Consider the following 18,727-nt stretch of genomic DNA (forward strand, 5'->3'; position numbering starts at 1 on the left):
AAAGGAGCTTGACTAAAGCTCCTTTGTCGTATGTTTTAGTATATCATCGAAATGTCGTATGTTGTCTTCGTGATCCCGGTGGCAGATCATTAGAATATCATTGTTTTCCGCGATGATGCAATTCTCAATCCCTTCAATGATAACTTTCTTGTCTTTGGGTACGTTAATGATACATTCTTTCGTTTCGATTAAACGGACTTGTTCGCTGTTGGAGACGTTGTTATTTTCGTCTTTCGGACTGATTTCATGGAATGAGTGCCAAGTGCCGACATCAGACCAACCGAATTCTCCTTTCATGACATAGACTTTTGCCGATTTTTCCATGATACCGTAGTCTATGGAAATGTTACGACATTGTCCGTAGATGTGGGCGATGTTTTCGGGGGAATCCGGGTTCTCAACGTTTTTATATTCCTGCTCGAATAATAAATATATGTCTTCGAGGTATGTTTTGAACTCTTCAATAATATCATCGACATTCCAGATAAATATCCCTGCGTTCCAAAGGAAATCGCCCGATTCCAAAAAGACTTTTGCCAGCTCTTTGTTCGGTTTTTCGGTAAAGGTTTTAACCTTGGATATGAATTCGGAGAACTTGTTTTTCTTGATTTGGATATATCCATATCCGGTTTCCGGGCGAGTCGGTTTGATTCCGATGGTGAGTAGCCCGCCAGATTGTTCAACGAAAGAAATCCCTTTCTGTATGTTGTCCAGATAGACCACGTCATTGGTGATAAAATGGTCGGAAGGGACAACCACCATACTTGCGTGCGGGTTGATCCGGGCAATCCGGTAGGCCGCGTAAGCCACGCATGGGGCGGTGTTCTTGCCGAAAGGTTCTTTCAGAATATTCTCGGAAGGGATTTCCGGGATCTGCTGTTTGGTCAGTTCTTCATAGGCGGAACCTGTAACAATAAATATATTTCGGGTATCAAAGATTTGATTTGCTCTCTCAAAGGTTTGACGGAGGAAACTTTTTCCAACATTTAAGATATCACAAAATTGTTTCGGACAGGCTTTCGTACTCACGGGCCAAAAACGTTTTCCGAGACCACCGGCCATTATAACGCAATATGAGTTCTTATTCATCTTATTTAGTTGTACATTTAAAATTAAATTCATCTTATTGTTGTCGAAATTAGTAATAAATCCGTGAATAATTTCTATTTTTACGATAAAATTTGAGATAGGGTTTACAGGAGGGTATTATTTAAGGAGTTAGTATAGATGAAAGTATTAGATAAGATAGGAGCTTACATATTATTCATGAGGCGTATCTTCACGAAACCTGAGAAAAAGAAGGTTTATTTAAAAGAATTGACTAACGAGTTGGAGAAGTTGGGGTTGAATTCCGTGATGTTGGTGATGATTATTTCTTTTTTTATCGGGGCGGTATTGACGCTGCAAACGGCTTACAATATGTCGAGTCCTTTGCTGCCTCGCTATTTGATCGGGTATTTGACCCGAGAAACGTTATTGTTGGAATTCTCGTCGACAATCGTGAGCTTGATTCTGGCCGGAAAGATTGGGAGTAACATCGCTTCTGAAATCGGTAGTATGAAAATCACGGAACAGATTGAGGCACTGGAGGTGATGGGTGTGAATTCTGTTTCTTATTTAGTGGGGCCGAAGATTGCGGCCGCTTTGGTAGTGAATCCGGTGCTTTATATATTCAGCGTGTTTATCGGTATTATCGGGGGAATCCTTTCGGGATTGGCATCCGGCGTGGTGAATTATGACGATTATATACACGGGTTGCATTTTGCTTTCAATCCTTACTACGTGACCTATTCTATTGTCAAAACATTGTTTTTTGCCGTGATATTTACTTCTATTCCTGCTTTTTACGGGTATAACGTACAGGGAGGAGCGCTGGAAGTCGGGAAGGCGAGTACGAAAGCCGTGGTGGATAGCAGTATTGCCATCCTGCTGATGAACTTGATATTAACCAAAATATTGTTGTAATGATACGGGCAGAAGGGGTATGTAAGTCATTTGATAAAAAGGAAGTGTTGACGGATATCGATGCCGTCTTCGAACCGGGAAAGGTAAATTTGATTATCGGAAAGAGTGGTTCCGGGAAGACCGTGCTATTGAAATCATTGATTGGTTTACATGCTATTGATAAGGGAAAGATATTCTACAATGACCGGGATATTACCGCAATGAATAACAAACAGTTAAAGGAGGTTCGGAAAGAACTGGGGGTGGTTTTTCAAGGCGGGGCATTGTTTGATTCGCTTTCTGTACTGGAGAATGTGAAGTTCCCGTTAAATCTATTCTCCTCGATGACGGAAAAGGAGAAAACGGAGCGGGCTATTTTCTGCCTTAACCGGGTGAACTTGAATAACGTGGAGAATCTTTATCCCGCGGAGATCAGTGGGGGTATGAAGAAACGCGTGGCCATTGCCCGGGCGATCGTTTTACAGCCTAAATACTTGTTTTGTGACGAGCCGAATTCCGGTCTGGATCCTTTGACCTCGATCGTGATCGATAATCTGTTGCATGAGTTGACACATGAATATGATATGACCACGGTTATAAACACGCACGATATGAACTCGGTTTTCGAGATCGGGGAAAAGGTGTTGTTTATCCATGAAGGCCACAAAGAATGGGAAGGCAGTAACGAAGAGATCATGTACACGAACAACAAGGCATTGAACGAATTCCTGTTCTCGTCGAAGTTGAACAGAATGGTACGGGAGAAATTAGGGAAAAAAGGGTGAGGAATAAATACTAAAAGTTTTAGCGATATGAAACGTATTTTATGGGTGATATTGATTATTGCGGCGATAACGGCTTGTTCGAAGAAGGTCCCGTTGAACAAGGATCAATTCACATCTTTGTTGATTGATATGCATACGACGGATGGAATGTTGTCGGTTGCGCAGGGTGATATACGAACCGAAAAGGACAATTATTTATATTATAACGATCTGTTTAAAAAATACGGGATTACACGGGAGGATTTTGATTCTTGCGTGACTTATTATTCTCTACAATCAGCGTTGTTCAATAAAATCTATGACGTTGTGATTGATACCTTGAGCCGTCGCCAGACGAAAGTCATGCGGGAGTGGAAAGAGTTGACGATGAAGGATACGGTCGACTTGTTTCCCGGGTATACGATGATCGTGGCAGATACGATACGTCCGGATTCTACACAGGTTAAAGTCCGGAAGAAAGATTCCATCGTCTACGAAACGCGTGTGGTGAAAGCCGATACCGTTTATTTTGACAAGCGAAATCAATTCGTGCTGGTGGAATTGGATAGCATCGTTCCCGGTATGTACAAGTTTACCTCGACGATAAAATTGGAGAAATCCGATCGGGGAAAACGGAATTTTATACAGACTTATTTTCTGTCTGCCGATAATGATACGCTGAAGGTTCCGGACCAGTACGTGGGGGTTGACACGCTACGACCCTACAAAAAAGACTGGGAGTTCTACGTGGCGGATTCTAGCTATACGAAGTTGTTTATAAAGATTCCTAAAAGTGACTGGGATTCGCGGGTAAAAGTAAAGAAGTTGAACGACCGTGAAGGCTACGTGTACAAAACCCAGATTTTTAAAACATACGTGGCACCGAATAGGGAGGAACGATTGAAAAAAGAATACGAGCAGAGGAGACAGATAGAACTTGAAAGGAAATCTGCAAAAAAGAAATAAGGTGATATTCTGAATGAGAAAGATTGCGGCTAATTATATTTTGTTACCCGGATTTGAATTTGTGAAGAATGGATATGTTGTTTTGAAAGACGGGATGGTGGTGGACGTGGTGAATACCGGGGGAGAGATCCGGGAAATTCCTTGTCTCGAATTCTATGGGGGGATGCTTGTTGACGATCGTGTACGACAGCATATCGTGTGGTCTCCCGGTGATCCGATTCGTGAAAAAATTCTTCAATTATATAGGGAAAATAAGGCATGCGGGAATGGTCTTGCCCTTATTCAAGGGGCTGATTTTTCCCATTTCATCTGGACTCCGGAATCCCGGATCATACACTTGCGCTAAGTTAAATACCAAAATAAATGAAAAATGAATAAAATCGTATTGACTGTTATTTTTTTACTGGTTGCTTTTTTCGTTCAGGCGGGACCGCTTTGGATGCGTTATCCGAAGATTTCACCCGATGGAAAGCAAATCGCATTTAGTTATAAGGGAGATATTTATGTCGTTTCCACGGAAGGTGGCGAGGCTCGCCAATTGACCACACATCCGGCGTACGAATCGTATCCCGTGTGGTCTCAGGATGGGAAACAGATTGCCTTCACGAGTGATCGGAATGGTAATTTCGATATTTTCGTGATGTCGTCTCGGGGAGGTGATGCCCGACAAGTGACAACGAATTCTGCCAGGGAGATACCTTACACGTTTACCCCGGATGGCAAGGAAATTGTTTATGGAGCACAAATGAGTGATCCCGCGCAGAGTGCTTTATTTCCGGCAGGCTCTATGACCGAATTGTATGCCATTTCGGTGAATGGTGGACGTCCCCGGCAGATATTGGCAACTCCGGCAGAAGAGATTTGTTTCTTTAAATCCGGCGATGCATTCTTGTACCAAGATAAAAAAGGTGGGGAGAATGAATGGCGGAAACATCATACCTCGTCGATCACGCGTGATATTTATCATTATGATATGAAAAGCGGGAAACATACCCGTTTGATTGATCGGGCAGGGGAAGATCGCTCGCCCGTGTTGTCTCCGGACGAACAAAGGGTATATTTCCTGAGTGAGCGGGAAGGTTCGTTTAACGTGTACTCGTTTCCCGTGGCCGATCCTTCTGCCGTGAAGGCGGAAACCTCTTTCAAGACTCACCCGGTGCGTTTCTTGAGTATTGCGGGTAACGGGCGTTTGTGTTTTGGTTATGACGGTGAAATATACGTGAAGGACGTACAGGGAACTCCCAAGAAAGTGAAAGTGGATATTATTGGTGACAACGCGAAAGATAATATTGCTTCGTTGCGTTTTACTTCCGGGGCAACTAGCGCGACTGTTTCTTCGGATGGGAAACAGGTTGCCATGATTATTCGGGGAAATGTGTTCGTGACTTCCACCGATTACACGACGACCAAACAAATTACCGCGACCCCGGAAGGCGAGAAGTGGTTAAGCTTTGCTCCTGATAACCGGACGATCGCTTACGCCAGCGAACGGGGAGGGAATTGGAATATCTACACGGCAAAGATCGCCCGCGAGGAAGAGGTGAATTTCCCGAGTGCAACTTTGATCGAAGAGGAGGCCGTTCTGCCGTCTTCAACCAAAGAGCGGTTCGCCCCGCAATTCTCCCCGGATGGCAAAGAATTGGCCTTTATCGAGGACCGTACGAAATTGATGGTCGTTGATTTGAAAACAAAGAAAGTACGGCAAGTGGCAGACGATAAATATCAATATCGGACGGGTGACGGTTTCACGTACACGTGGTCGCCCGACGGCAAGTGGTTTGCGATGGAGATTATCGGGAATCGTCACGACCCGTATAGCGATATTGCCATCGTGAGTGCCGATGGAAAGGGAGAAGTGATAAATTTGACTAATAGCGGGTATTTTGATAGCAATCCCCGGTGGGTGCTGGATGGAAATGCAATCTTGTTTTCCAGTGAACGTTACGGGATGCGTAACCATGCATCGTGGGGTTCTTTGCAGGACGTGATGATCGTGTTCATGAATCAAGATGCTTACGATAAATTCCGGTTGAATAAGGAAGATTACGAGTTATTGAAAGAGGAGGAGAAACGTATAGCCTCTTTGAAAAACAAAGAACAGAAAGAGGATCAGAAAGATAAAAAAGGCGAGGCGAAACCCGCCGTGAAGAACAAGAACATCGAGGTTGAACTGCAAGGTATCGAGGATCGGGTGATGCGGTTAACACCGAACTCTTCACAATTGGGTGATGCGATATTAAGTAAGAGTGGAGACAAACTTTATTACATGGCATCTTTCGAGGGAGGCCTGGATTTGTGGGTGAGCGATCTGCGTTCACGGAGTACCAAGGTGATGCATAAATTGAACAGTGGCTGGGCATCCTTGGAGATGGATAAAGATGGGAAAGATTTGTTCCTGTTGGGAGGCCGTTCCATGCAAAAGATCAGTCTGGGTTCGGAGAGAAGAACTCCGATCACGTATACTGCTGAAATGGAACTGGATCAGGCTGCCGAGCGGGCGTATATGTTTGACAGGGTGCGTCGTCAAGAAGCCAAACGTTTCTACGAGAAGAACATGCACGGGGTGGATTGGGCAAAAATGACCAAGGCATACGAGAAGTTTTTACCTTATATCAATAATAACTATGATTTCTCCGAATTGTTGAGCGAATTGCTGGGAGAGTTGAACGTGTCACATACCGGGTCCGGTTATCGCTCCCGGGCAAGAGGTGAGGCGACTGCCGAACTGGGAGTACTGTTGAACGTGAACTATTCCAAGGATGGGTTGCTGGTTGATGAGGTGTTGGAAAAAGGACCTTTTGATAATGTCCGGTCGAAATTGAAAGCCGGAATGATAATCGAGAAAATTGACGGTCAGACGGTGAAAGCCGGGGAGGATTACTATCCCCTGCTGCGAGGCAAGTCCGGTAAACGAGTTTTGTTCTCTATTTATGATCCATCCACCAAGGAACGTTGGGATGAGGTGATCGAACCGATTTCAAAGGGTGCGATGAGCGGGTTGCTTTACCGGCGGTGGGTGAAACAAAGGGCTGCCGATGTGGATCGCTTGTCGGGAGGACGTTTGGGCTACGTGCATATTTCCAGTATGGACGATCCGAGTTTCCGTTCCGTGTATGCTGATATCCTGGGTAAATATAATGATCGGGAAGGAATTGTTATTGACACTCGTTTCAATGGTGGTGGCCGTTTGCACGAGGATATTGAGATCCTGTTCAGTGGTAAGAAATATTTCACTCAAGTCGTTCGGGGTCGGGAGGCTTGCGATATGCCAAGCCGTAGGTGGAATAAACCTTCGATCATGCTAACTTGTGAGGCAAACTACTCGAATGCCCACGGTACGCCTTGGGTTTACCAACATCAAGGAATCGGTAAGGTAGTCGGAATGCCCGTGCCGGGAACCATGACGAGCGTGTCGTGGGAGACCTTACAGGATCCGACGTTATATTTCGGTATCCCGATCGTCGGTTATCGTTTGCCGGATGGTAGCTATCTGGAGAACAAACAACTGGAACCGGATGTGAAGATTGCCAACTCTCCGGAAAAGATTATCAAGGGAGAGGACGAGCAGTTGGAAACAGCCGTGAAGGAGTTGTTGAAAGAAATTGATTCAAAAAAATAGAAAGCGGGGAGAGGTGATCCCGCATTAACTACCCCTCCAACTCCCCCTTACACAGGGGGAGAGTTGATTACCAAGCGGTTTGCCCTCCTGTGTAAGGAGGGGTTAGGGGAGGTCGTTGATGCGGAACCACCTTCCTCATATTCCTCTTTTTCGCTTTACATGAGGGGTTGAAGTTTCCCGTCCCGCATGATTAATAATATTTGATCTTTGTTTAGTTTGGAACGTACTTTCCAGTCAAAATCTCTCAAATTCCTCAAGTATTGGCTTGTTTGAGGAGGAAGGAGCACTTTCTTATTTTCAGGCAGATATAGAGATAGTGTCACTCTTTGAGCTCTCCATTGTCTCGCGATCTTGATGTAATTATCAAATCGAAGCGTGTCGTTTTTGTAATCCCAGTTAAAATCCATGTTATCATATACCGGTTTTTCTTCTTGGGTGTAAAATTGTACACGTAACGTCGGGATTGTGTCATCGGTCGAGTATATCTTGATGCTAGGGGCGATCATGTTGCTGGAGGATAACCGGAACACATCTTGATCTATGTAAAGATTTTCAGGTAGCTTGTAGCGTTCATTTACAAGCAGAACGAGCGTGTCCTGTTGACTCAGTTCGAGTGATTCGCCATAGCGGGTACCTTTAAACGACCAACTTCGACCTTCGCTAATCCCCACGAATAGGAGCATAACGAATCCTAACATCCAACACGAAAAGGCAGAAAGGGCGATCACCTTGTTATTACTCTTGAAGGAGAACAACAATTTGATCGCCATATAAATGATCATGATAATAGGAATTCCAATCAAGAATGATATAGCGATTTTACCCAAAGTAAAGTTTAAGGGAGTAAAGGAATAGGTAAATTCCATGAAACCACTTTTCCAAGGATAAAGGTTGGGTAAAAATAATGCCGACAGGAAAGCAAACAACATGAAAATTCCTCCGAAGAAGAGGCTTACACCGATAATAATAGCCAACACCTTCCCGATAATGGTGAGCACTTCGTATAAGCCTTCGCCTATCCGGTTCATGAAAGCGGCACCCTTACCGTTTTTAATCTCTTGATACTCGTCTTTTATTGAACGTTCGATGTTGGAAACGTTTATACTCTCTCCCTTCATTTCGAGTTTTTGCTTGGTTGTCTTGGCCTTGGGGACCGCGATCCATAGAATGATATATACGATAATGAATATTCCGTAATAGCAACACAAAAGTACGAAACATATCCGGATGAGCAGGGAAGATATTCCCCAATAGGCTGCCATACCTCCGGCAACCCCGCCGAGAATCTTGTCGTCCGGGTTCCGGTATAGTTTTTTAGCCTGTTTCGAGGGGGATGTCCGGGGTTGCTCGTCTTCATCGATGATGTCGTCCGGTGTGCCCATCGTGGCGATTGCTTGATCCACGTCTTCGAGAGTGACAACCTCACGGAATTGTCCTTTCAGGCTTTCCGTGAAAAGTTCCCCGATACGATTTTCGATGTCATCCATGATCTCGTTCCCGTCTTCTTCTCGCGTGTAATATGTTTTGAGGGTATTGATGTATTCTTGTAGTTTTTCCAGGGCGTCTTCATCGATATGAAAAATCTTGCCACTTAAGTTTATAGTATATGTTTTTTTCATGAGCGGGAGATTTAGTTATTATGGTTTTCTTTAATGCTGTTCACGGCGGAGGTCAATTCTTCCCAGGAGTTTTCGAGTTCCTTGAGGAAACCTCGCCCTTGTTCCGTGATACTGTAATACTTGCGGGGAGGACCTTGTTGTGACTCTTCCCAGCGGTATGACAGTAGACCGGTGTTCTTCAGTCGGGTCAGTAAGGGATATATCGTCCCTTCGACAACGATCATCTTGGATGCTTTCAGTTTACTGATAATGTCCGGCACGTAGGCGTCCTGTTGTGCGATGATCAGTAAAATGCAATATTCCAAGATACCCTTCCTCATTTGAGCTTGTGTGTTTTCAATGTTCATGTCTTGGTTCTTTTATAATGCAAGACAAAGATATAAATAAAAAATAGTATTATGTAATACATAGTATTATTAATTTTAATTTGAGCTTGAAATAAATCAGCATAAAACAAGAAGAGCGCCTACGCGAGGACTTGTAAAGAATTAGAGGAGAGAGTTATGGGAAGATAATCCGGCATTTAGCCCGACTTAATACACGAAATCAGGATTGACACGTGATTACATCCGGAGCACTACCGTGTAAAGCGCTATTAGAACGCTATTAAAACGCTATACAGAATAGCGTTCTAATAGCATTCTAATAGCTTGTTAAAAATTTTGTACACGGTAGTGATCTGCTAGTGATCCTGATTTGTTATACTTTTGTTGTTTTAACAGAGGCTCTATATAGTATGAAATGGTACAATGCACGCCGAATACTTTTATCACTATGCCTGTAATACTCAAAAAAATAATTTAATCCTTATATCGAACTGGCGTTATTTTATTCTTTTCACTGGAGTAAACGGCTGGGGTGCTTTAAAACGTTTTCGTTGATTTTCCTTGATTGTAAGACACTAAACTGGATATTTAAGATTAACTTTGCTGTGAATTTAGAAAAGTAAATAACAAAAAATGAAATAGATATGAAGAGAGTTTTGTTGATGATACTGGATGGTTGGGGTGTTGGAAAACACGATCATTCGGATGCGATAGGGAGTACGCCGACTCCTAACATCACGGAATTGGCAAGTAATAATCCTCGTGCTTTGTTGTACACGAGCGGGGAGAATGTGGGGTTGCCTGACGGTCAGATGGGGAATTCCGAAGTCGGACACCTGAATATTGGGGCCGGACGGGTAGTTTACCAGGATTTGGTGAAGATAAACCGGGCGTGTCGAGATCATTCCATTGCACAGAATCCGGAAATCGTGAAGGCGTTTAACTATGCCAAGGAGAACGGGAAACAGGTGCATTTCATGGGACTGGTTTCTAACGGTGGGGTACATAGTTCGCTCGATCACGTGTTTGCCTTGTGTGATTTGTCGAAGGAGTTCGGGATCGAGAAAACCTTTGTTCATTGTTTTATGGACGGCCGGGACACGGATCCGAAGAGTGGAAAGGGTTTTATCGGTGAGTTGCAGAATCACATGAAACAATCCTCGGGTAAGATCGCTTCCGTGATCGGACGCTATTATGCCATGGATCGTGATTCCCGCTGGGAGCGTATCAAGGAGGCTTATGACTTGTTGGTGAATGGCGTGGGGACTCCGGTAACGGACGCCGAGGCGGGAGTGCAGGCTTCTTATGACGCGGGTGTGACCGATGAGTTTATCAAACCGATTGTTTGCGTGGACGAGGCCGGAAAGCCCGTGGGAACGATACAACCGGGAGATATGGTGATCTTCTTCAATTTCCGTAACGACCGGGCCAAGGAGTTGACCATTGTGTTGACGCAAGAGGATAAGCCGGACTTCGGGATGAAGACCATACCATTATATTATTGCACGATGACTCCTTATGATGCTAAATTCAAGGGATTGCATATCTTGTTCGATAAAGAGAACGTGGTAAACACGATTGGGGAATATATTGCCAAGCAGGGATTGAAACAGTTACGTATTGCCGAGACGGAGAAATATGCTCACGTGACGTTTTTCTTGAACGGGGGACGGGAAGAGCCTTTCGAGGGTGAAAGCCGGATTTTGGTACCCTCTCCAAAAGTGGCTACCTACGATTTGCAGCCCGAAATGTCTGCTCCTATCGTGACGGAAAGGATCGTGGAGCAGTTAAATGAAAAGAGTGTTGATTTCATCTGTTTGAATTACGCTAATGGAGATATGGTGGGGCATACCGGAGTGTACAAGGCTATCCAGAAGGCCGTGGCTACCGTGGACGAGTGTGTCGGGAAGACCGTGGCTGCCGCTCGCGCTAACGGTTACGACGTGTTGATTATTGCCGACCACGGGAATGCCGATAACGCGGTGAACGAGGATGGAACGCCGAACACGGCTCACTCGCTGAACCCGGTGCCTTGTATCTGGGTCACCGATTCCAAGTGCGATCACTTGCGGGACGGGGTTTTGGCCGATGTCGCTCCCACTGTTCTCGCGATTATGGGGCTTCCACAACCCAAGGAAATGACAGGGAAGTCGTTATTAGTTTGATATAAAAATGGAACGCTGGTCGAGTAAATGGCCAGCGTCCTTTCTTTTAGATCTATCAAGTGAGCTATATGGATAGACGAATTTTAAGGATGGGTGTGATAGTTACCATGGGAAATTATCAGGATTGTTCAGTGTATTCGTACGTTGGTTTCGGTTCAGCCCTGTTATAATCTCCATTTCAGCAGCAGATAATTCGAAGTCAAAGATATCGATGTTTTCCTCTGTATAGATATCATTATCACAACGCGGAATCGTGACAAGTCCTCGTTGCATATGCCAACGCAAAATAATCTGGGCGATAGATTTTCCATGCTGTTTGGCCATTTTACCAATCACGGGGTCTTTAAGCTCCTCCGTGGTACCTTGGCCTAACGGTCCCCATGCTTCAGTTTGAATATTTTGTTGGAAGTTATAACCGGATTTATCTATCTGAGTCATGTAGGGGTGTATCTCTATTTGGTTGATAACGGGACGTACTCTCGCGTAGACAAGAAGTGAATCAATGTGATGAGGATTGAAGTTGCTCAGTCCGATGCTACGGATTTTTCCGTTATCTACATATTCCTCCAGTATCTGCCACGTTTCCTTGATATGTCCTTCCACGGGCCAATGTATCAACACCAAATCAAGGTATTCCAATCCGAGGTCGGAAAGGCTTTTGTCAAGAGACTGCCTAACCGTTCCATTTCGCATTTCTGTTGTGTTTACTTTTGTTGTTATAAAAAGTTCTCCGCGGTCAATACCACTCAAGCGGATGCCTTCACCTACTTCTTTTTCATTGTCATAACCTTGTGCCGTATCAATTAATCGGAATCCTATTTGGATAGCATGACATACACGTTTTGCGGCATCCTCCTTGACAAGGAACGTGCCGACACCTAATTGCGGCATTTCCATGCCGTTGTTCAGTTTGATCGTTGGTACTGTATTCATTTTTTGTGCACTTGTTTGGCTTGCCATACCCCATGCAAGGCTTAAGGCAAGGATTGATTTCATTTTGAATGTGAAATTACTTGTTCCCCAACAAAAAGAGTATGAGCTAATACTGAAATAAAAGCCAATTTTACTGTTTTGAAAATTTAATGGCTAATTTTGCATTTGATATGACTCGGAGTTATGATATAAAAGTAAGAACGGTACACGATTACAATCAGTTTATAGGTGTAGAAGATATTCACGCTCAAGTGAGTGTCATTCACTATGATGAGTTATCTCCAATCAGGCATTGCCGCACGCTGTGGGGGATATACGGTCTGTTCCTTTTGGATGATGATTTGGAGCAGCTTGATTACGGTTCAGGAAAGTACGATTATTCCATAGGAAGTATCGTGTGCGTTTCTCCCTCCCAAATAGGAGGTGCGCGAGATGATGGAAGTACGTTTCAACGTAAAGGTTGGGCACTTCTATTCAGTTCTGATTTGTTTCATGGCACAAGCTACGAGGAAGAACTTTTACGTTTGGAATTCTTTCATTACCACATAAGCACGGCTCTTACAATTACGAGCCAGGAACGACAAGACTATGAAACATTGTTACGAATGTTGCGATCTGAATTGATGGGAAGTAAACGCAAGCAAGTGATTATAAAATTGATAGAACTAATATTGACGTATTGCTCGTCTTTTTTCAATAGAAAATATTCAATAGGGAACGGAACAAAATGCGGTCATATAGTCAGCCGATTAGAACGTATGTTAGATGATTATTATGCTGCAGGCGAACAACATTCCCAAGGACTGCCCACGGTACGCTTTTGTGCTGATTGTCTTTGTGTTGCCCCGAATTATCTCGGTGATCTGATACGAAAAGAAACAGGCGATTCGGCCAATCATTTTATTGGGCGTAATATTATCCGTCGAGCCAAGGATATGTTGATATCCGGCAAGTCGGTAACAGAAACGGCCTATGCGCTTGGATTTGATTGTCCATCGCATTTAAGCCGTCTTTTTAAGAGGTTGGAAAAAATGACACCTTCTGCATCTATAAAAGCAAACTCTAAAGATGTTGAATGAAAAGAGATTAGAGTCGTATTGGCGAGTTGAATCTGCGTGTGAACGGATTTCTCCAAACCTATGCAATTATTCCACCGATTTTAGTAATTTTGCAAAATCATTTTCAATTAAAATATGATACAGATAGGGGACACGATTATAAGTCTGGATATTTTCGAGAAGAAGTTTTGTTGTGATTTGGCAGCTTGCAAGGGGATTTGTTGCGTGGAGGGGGATTCGGGAGCACCTTTGGAAGCCGGGGAGGCAGAAGAGATCCGGGAGAATTACGAGAAGATAAAACCTTACATGAAACCTGAGGGTATCGCCACCGTGGAGGAGCAGGGCTTTTCCGTGATCGACATCGAGGGCGATCTGGTTACCCCGCTGATCGGGGGACGAGAGTGCGCGTATATTATCGAGGAGAACGGGTGTTCGTGGTGCGCTATTGAAAAAGCGTGGAGCCGGGGAGAGAGTTCTTTCCGAAAACCTATATCTTGCCACATGTATCCAATTCGGGTGAAACAGTACCAGAATTACGAGGCGATGAATTATGACCAGTGGACGATTTGTGCTTGTGCCCGCTTAAAGGGTGAGCAAGAGGGAATTCCGGTGTACGTGTTTTTGAAAGATGCCCTTATTCGTAAATACGGGGAAGAGTGGTACGAGCAGCTATGCTATGCCGCCCGGGAGATTGAGACGGGAAAAATCAAGTTCGGACGCTAATTTTTTTGAAACTTTTCTTTGTGGAAAAGGAAAGTTATTCTATCTTTGCAGCGCAAAAGCAAAATGGTGGATGTAGCTCAGTCGGTTAGAGCGTCGGATTGTGGTTCCGAAGGTCGTCGGTTCGAGACCGATCTTCCACCCGTTGAAACGGAGAATTGGAATTCAGTTCTCCGTTTTTCATTTTTTACTTCCCGGCTTGAGAGGGAGCTACTTTGGCTCCACTTGTTTTCTACTTGACACTACTTTTTCACGTGAGCCGAAATATTCGATTCGGATGGGATTATATTCCTGTGCTGTTTTTTTTGTAAGGATAAGAATTATGTCTATTTTTACACAATCGTTGACGAAACGATGTTTTTGAATTAAATCATTAATAATTAAAATAATTAGATGGCTACAGATAAATTTTTGTGGAGACACATAGGGCCGCGTCCGGAGGATATCAAGGATATGCTCAAAGTGGTCGGTGTCAGTTCTCTTGACGAGTTGATAGAGCAGACTGTTCCTGGATCAATCCGGTTGAAAAAAACGTTGGACTTACCGGCACCTCTCACGGAGTACGAGTTTTTCTCGAAAGTGAAAGCGGTAGCTGCAAAGAATAAGTTATACAGAACGTTTATTGGAGAAGGATACTATGACACGATTACTCCTGCCGTGATACAGCGGAATATTTTGGAGAATCCGGCGTGGTATACGTCATACACTCCCTATCAAGCTGAGGTTTCCCAAGGGCGTTTGGAGGCTTTATTGAATTTCCAGACGATGGTGATTGAGTTGACCGGGATGGAAATTGCCAATTGTTCGCTGTTGGATGAGGCTACGGCAGCCGCAGAGTCTATGACTATGCTGTATGGCTTGCGCGGGAAAGAGATGAAGAAGGCCGGGGCTAATAAGTTTTTTGTTGACAACAAGATTTTCTCTCAGACAAAGGACGTGTTGATCACTCGTTCTGCTCCACAGGGTATCGAATTGGTTTACGGTGATTACGATACGTTTGAATTCACTCCGGATGTATTCGGGGCAATTGTTCAATACCCGGCATCCAATGGTGAAATACGCAATTATAAAGCATTCGCGGATCGGGTGCATGCTAACGGTTCGTTGTTAGCCGTGACGGCAGATTTGATGAGCCTCGTGTTGTTAACGCCTCCGGGAGAGTGGGGAGCTGATGTGGTTGTGGGAACAACGCAGCGTTTCGGTATTCCGATGTCTTATGGCGGTCCTCATGCCGCTTACATGGCCACGAAAGAAGAGTATAAACGAAATATCGTGGGGCGTATTATCGGCGTGACAGTTGATGCACAAGGAAATCACGCTCTGCGTTTGGCCTTGCAGACGCGTGAGCAGCATATTAAACGGGAAAAGGCTTCTTCCAATATATGTACGGCTAAGGCCTTGAATGCCACGATGGCAGGATTCTATGCTGCTTATCACGGGCGTGAGGGTTTGGAACGTATCGCCCGTCACATTCATTCTGCTGCTGTAATTTTGGCAGAGGAGATTCAAAAGTTGGGTTACAAGTTGAAGGTGAATAAGTTCTTCGACACGTTACGTTTCGAGTTGCCGGAAGGTGTTTGCCAGTCTGCATTACAGGATATAGCTTTGGAGAAAGAGATCAACCTGTATTATTGTCCTTGTGGTAAAGTGGTTGGTTTATCTACCGACGAAAAAATCAACGAAGAGGAGATCAATACGTTGATCGGAATTTTTGCACAAGCTGTTGGAAAGACGGTGGGTCACGTTGATTTTATAGACGATCGTACGGTGCTTGACCCGGAGATGTTGCGCGATGATGAAATATTACAACAGTCTGTATTCAATATCTATCATTCTGAGACCGGAATGATGCGTTATATGAAGAATCTGGAGAGACGCGATATCTCTTTGGCAACTTCGATGATTTCTTTGGGTTCTTGTACGATGAAGTTGAACGCGGCAGTAGAGATGTTACCGATTACATGGCCGGAATTCGGCGGATTACATCCGTTTGTTCCACTGTCACAGGCAGAAGGTTATCAACAAATGATTCGGGAAACCGAGGAGATGTTGTGTAAAGTGACCGGTTTCAGCGGATGCAGTTTGCAACCCAATTCAGGTGCAGCCGGGGAATATACCGGATTGATGGTGATTCGTCAATATCATATTGCACATGGACAAGGGCATCGTAACGTGATTTTGATACCGGCTTCCGCTCATGGAACGAATCCGGCTTCAAGCACGATGGCAGGTTTCAAAATTATAGTGACTGCTACTGATCCGGAAGGAAATATCGACGTGGAGGATTTCCGTAAGAAAGCGATTGAAAATCGGGATAATCTGGTTGGTGCCATGATTACTTATCCGTCAACGCATGGTATTTTCGAGGAGTCAATCAAAGAGTTGGCAGATATCATTCACGAGAATGGAGGATTGTTCTATATGGATGGTGCTAATATGAATGGACAATGTGGTTTGACAAATCCCGGAACGATCGGAGCTGATGTTTGCCATTTGAATCTGCACAAGACGTTTGCCATGCCTCACGGTGGTGGTGGTCCCGGTGTAGGCCCGATCTGCGTGGCTTCTCACTTGGTTGAATTCTTGCCGACTCACACGATGGTGAAAACGGGAGGAGAGCATGGTATTCATGCGGTTGCTGCCGCTCCTTACGGTTCGGTAGGAATGCTTCCCGTGACTTACGGTTACTTGCTGATGTTGGGTGCGGAAGGATTGGAGATGGTGACCAAGATGGCGATCTTGAACGCTAACTATCTGGCTTCATCCTTCGAGAAATTGGGCTTCAAGATTCTGTTCAAGGGATCGAAAGGTCGTGTAGGTCACGAGATGATCTGGGATTGCAATATGTTCAATAAAGAATATGGAATCTCCGAGTTGGATATTGCCAAGCGTTTGATGGACTTCGGTTTCCATGCTCCCACTTTGTCGTTCCCCGTTCACGGGACATTGATGGTAGAGCCGACGGAAAGCGAGCCGAAAGAAGAGTTGGATCGTTTCATTGAGGCTTTGAAGACTATTCGTGAGGAAATGATCGAAGTCGGAGAAGGAAAAGCTGACAAGACAGATAATGTTTTGAAGAACGCTCCGCACACGCATAAAGTGTTGACTGCTGACGAGTGGTCTCATGCTTACCCGCGTAGCAAGGCGGCTTACCCGCTGGCTTGGGTGGCAGAGAACAAGTTCTGGCCGCAAGTAGGTCGCGTGGACGATGGGTATGGTGATCGTAACTTGATGTGTACCTGTGATCCGCTTGAGTCATCCAATGACGAGAAATAGATTCTTTTAAATTATATTGGAATGCGTTTCATCGTTAGGGTTTGAAACGCTTTCCTTTTTTATCTTCCAGGGAGAAAGGTATGTTGGAGCAAGATGTTTTGTTGGATTTATTGGTACGTAAGGATAACCGGGCTTATCAATATTTGTATCAATGCTATTACGTGGCGTTGAAGGCTTTGGCAAGTTATTACGTGAAGGATAATGACGTGGCGGAAGATCTGGTGCAGGATGTTTTTATTTCGTTACTGGAAAGCAGGAATAAATTTGAAACTGCAAATGGGGTGAAGTATTTCTTGTATAGTTCACTGAAAAATAAATGTATCAGCCATTTCAGGAAACAAAAGATCCGGGACAAGTATTATAAGGATATTATCTCGTCGCAAACGGAAGAAGAACACTTTTGGGATAAAGTGTTGGAGGAAGACGTGTATACCCGGTTGATGGCAGCCGTCGAGACATTACCGCCTCAATGTAAAATGGTAATGATGTTAACTCTTGAGGGGTTAAAAGGGGCAGAAATTGCTGAAAGACTACATATTTCATTGGATACGGTGAAGGAACACAAGAGTAGTGGAAAGAAAAAGTTGGCTGCCCAATTGAAGGATGCTGAATTACAATGCTTGATCTGGTTACTTTGGTTTTAAATTAATTCAGTTCTAAAAATTATTCGTGTAAATCAGGAGTGTTCCTGATGTTATATCCTTGTATTTGTGGAAGGCACATGTCAATAATTCATTTATAAGCATAAACCTTGTTATTGTTTGTTGGGTTTTGGATAGTAAAGATTTTTGCTTTATTCAGCCATTAATTCAATAGAAAAAATGACATTGCCATTGTCGGGACATGCTAATTGGGTCTTACATAATGGATTTTTCTCAAAAGAAAAACACCCTCCAGTATGCAGTGATACTTGTATAGGGTATATGATGAGAAAAGCTCCACCACAAAACTCTTTTTTAGGGGTATTCATGCCTTGCACATAAAAAACATCTCCCTTTTTATAATTACAACTGCAATATCCGACAACTTTGTCTACCGTTATTTTAAATCTTTTCATATTTGGAATATTTTAAACAGAACCTCTTGCCTTTTCGGATAAAACAGGATTAAATTCGTCTTTATACAAATCTAAGACTGTGTAAGATTGATTAGTTTGCTCTAACTTAGAGACTATTTCATTAAAAATTGCTCTATTAAAACTTTCTTGACAAGGGTGTACATAAATTATAGTAATCATGATAATACATTTTATTGATTTTTATTCGGGGCAAAGGTAGAGCACATGTATTTCAATAAATTGTAATACATGGACATTTTAAATATCGTGTAAGACATTT

At 43.8% G+C, this 18,727-nt stretch carries 16 protein-coding genes and 1 tRNA gene; 11 read left to right on the plus strand and 6 right to left on the minus strand.

Features of this window, described 5'->3' with window-relative positions; genetic code table 11:
- Positions 1 to 12: 12 nt before the first annotated feature.
- Positions 13 to 1,089, minus strand: coding sequence for a mannose-1-phosphate guanylyltransferase (locus tag D8S85_RS16800; RefSeq protein WP_106481462.1), 1,077 nt, complete (start codon positions 1,087 to 1,089; stop codon positions 13 to 15).
- A gap of 138 nt (positions 1,090 to 1,227) precedes the next feature.
- Here D8S85_RS16800 and D8S85_RS16805 point away from each other — a divergent pair, with 138 nt between their 5' ends.
- Genes D8S85_RS16805 through D8S85_RS16825 form a run of 5 tightly spaced genes read left to right on the plus strand, consistent with a single transcriptional unit; the run spans position 1,228 to position 7,293 of the window.
- Positions 1,228 to 1,965, plus strand: coding sequence for an MlaE family ABC transporter permease (locus D8S85_RS16805; protein WP_106481463.1), 738 nt, complete (start codon positions 1,228 to 1,230; stop codon positions 1,963 to 1,965).
- Positions 1,965 to 2,729 (plus strand): ABC transporter ATP-binding protein, encoded by a 765-nt coding sequence (locus D8S85_RS16810; RefSeq protein WP_106481464.1) that lies wholly within the window; start codon positions 1,965 to 1,967, stop codon positions 2,727 to 2,729. Before D8S85_RS16805 ends, D8S85_RS16810 begins: the two co-directional genes overlap by 1 nt.
- A 27-nt stretch (positions 2,730 to 2,756) precedes the next feature.
- Positions 2,757 to 3,674 carry a DUF4296 domain-containing protein gene (locus D8S85_RS16815; RefSeq protein WP_106481465.1) on the plus strand — a complete coding sequence of 306 codons (918 nt, stop codon included), beginning with the start codon at positions 2,757 to 2,759 and terminating at the stop codon, positions 3,672 to 3,674.
- Between the two features lie 13 nt (positions 3,675 to 3,687).
- Complete coding sequence (locus D8S85_RS16820) at positions 3,688 to 4,020, plus strand: hypothetical protein (protein WP_106481466.1); 333 nt, start codon at positions 3,688 to 3,690, stop codon at positions 4,018 to 4,020.
- A 24-nt stretch (positions 4,021 to 4,044) separates the two neighbouring features.
- Positions 4,045 to 7,293, plus strand: a complete 3,249-nt coding sequence (locus D8S85_RS16825) for a S41 family peptidase (RefSeq protein WP_127075408.1) — start codon at positions 4,045 to 4,047, stop codon at positions 7,291 to 7,293.
- A gap of 155 nt (positions 7,294 to 7,448) precedes the next feature.
- Here the strand turns inward: D8S85_RS16825 and D8S85_RS16830 are convergent, their stop codons facing one another.
- Together D8S85_RS16830 and D8S85_RS16835 are read right to left on the minus strand one after the other, a co-directional pair.
- Positions 7,449 to 8,912, minus strand: coding sequence for a PspC domain-containing protein (locus tag D8S85_RS16830; protein WP_106481467.1), 1,464 nt, complete (start codon positions 8,910 to 8,912; stop codon positions 7,449 to 7,451).
- 11 nt (positions 8,913 to 8,923) lie between these two features.
- Positions 8,924 to 9,259: a PadR family transcriptional regulator gene (locus tag D8S85_RS16835; protein ID WP_106481468.1), complete on the minus strand. Its 336-nt coding sequence runs from the start codon at positions 9,257 to 9,259 to the stop codon at positions 8,924 to 8,926.
- Positions 9,260 to 9,882: 623 nt separating this feature from the next.
- On the opposite strand from D8S85_RS16835, the gene gpmI reads away from it, so the two are divergent.
- Positions 9,883 to 11,403, plus strand: a complete 1,521-nt coding sequence (gpmI, locus tag D8S85_RS16840; RefSeq protein ID WP_181951162.1) for a 2,3-bisphosphoglycerate-independent phosphoglycerate mutase — start codon at positions 9,883 to 9,885, stop codon at positions 11,401 to 11,403.
- A 102-nt stretch (positions 11,404 to 11,505) separates the two neighbouring features.
- Here the strand turns inward: gpmI and D8S85_RS16845 are convergent, their stop codons facing one another.
- Positions 11,506 to 12,336 (minus strand): aldo/keto reductase, encoded by an 831-nt coding sequence (locus D8S85_RS16845; protein WP_228423251.1) that lies wholly within the window; start codon positions 12,334 to 12,336, stop codon positions 11,506 to 11,508.
- 170 nt (positions 12,337 to 12,506) lie between these two features.
- Between D8S85_RS16845 and D8S85_RS16850 the strand changes: the two genes are divergently transcribed.
- The 5 genes from D8S85_RS16850 (at position 12,507) to D8S85_RS16870 (ending at position 18,034) form a co-directional block, all read left to right on the plus strand.
- Entirely contained in the window at positions 12,507 to 13,415 is a 909-nt protein-coding gene (locus D8S85_RS16850; protein WP_158641616.1) for an AraC family transcriptional regulator, read from the plus strand.
- A gap of 114 nt (positions 13,416 to 13,529) precedes the next feature.
- Positions 13,530 to 14,117 carry a DUF3109 family protein gene (locus tag D8S85_RS16855; RefSeq protein WP_106481472.1) on the plus strand — a complete coding sequence of 196 codons (588 nt, stop codon included), beginning with the start codon at positions 13,530 to 13,532 and terminating at the stop codon, positions 14,115 to 14,117.
- A 65-nt stretch (positions 14,118 to 14,182) separates the two neighbouring features.
- A tRNA-His gene (locus tag D8S85_RS16860) sits at positions 14,183 to 14,258 on the plus strand.
- A 249-nt stretch (positions 14,259 to 14,507) separates the two neighbouring features.
- Entirely contained in the window at positions 14,508 to 17,390 is a 2,883-nt protein-coding gene (gene gcvP, locus D8S85_RS16865) for an aminomethyl-transferring glycine dehydrogenase (protein WP_106481473.1), read from the plus strand.
- An 80-nt stretch (positions 17,391 to 17,470) separates the two neighbouring features.
- Positions 17,471 to 18,034 carry an RNA polymerase sigma-70 factor gene (locus tag D8S85_RS16870; protein ID WP_127075410.1) on the plus strand — a complete coding sequence of 188 codons (564 nt, stop codon included), beginning with the start codon at positions 17,471 to 17,473 and terminating at the stop codon, positions 18,032 to 18,034.
- 149 nt (positions 18,035 to 18,183) lie between these two features.
- Here D8S85_RS16870 and D8S85_RS16875 read toward each other — a convergent pair whose 3' ends face one another.
- Positions 18,184 to 18,447, minus strand: a complete 264-nt coding sequence (locus tag D8S85_RS16875) for a TIGR04076 family protein (RefSeq protein WP_106481475.1) — start codon at positions 18,445 to 18,447, stop codon at positions 18,184 to 18,186.
- 12 nt (positions 18,448 to 18,459) lie between these two features.
- Positions 18,460 to 18,627, minus strand: coding sequence for an NAD(P)H-dependent oxidoreductase (locus tag D8S85_RS16880; protein WP_106481476.1), 168 nt, complete (start codon positions 18,625 to 18,627; stop codon positions 18,460 to 18,462).
- Positions 18,628 to 18,727 lie beyond the last annotated feature (100 nt).

Origin of the sequence: Butyricimonas faecalis, assembly GCF_003991565.1 — a bacterium.
GTDB classification, from domain to species: Bacteria; Bacteroidota; Bacteroidia; order Bacteroidales; family Marinifilaceae; genus Butyricimonas; species Butyricimonas faecalis.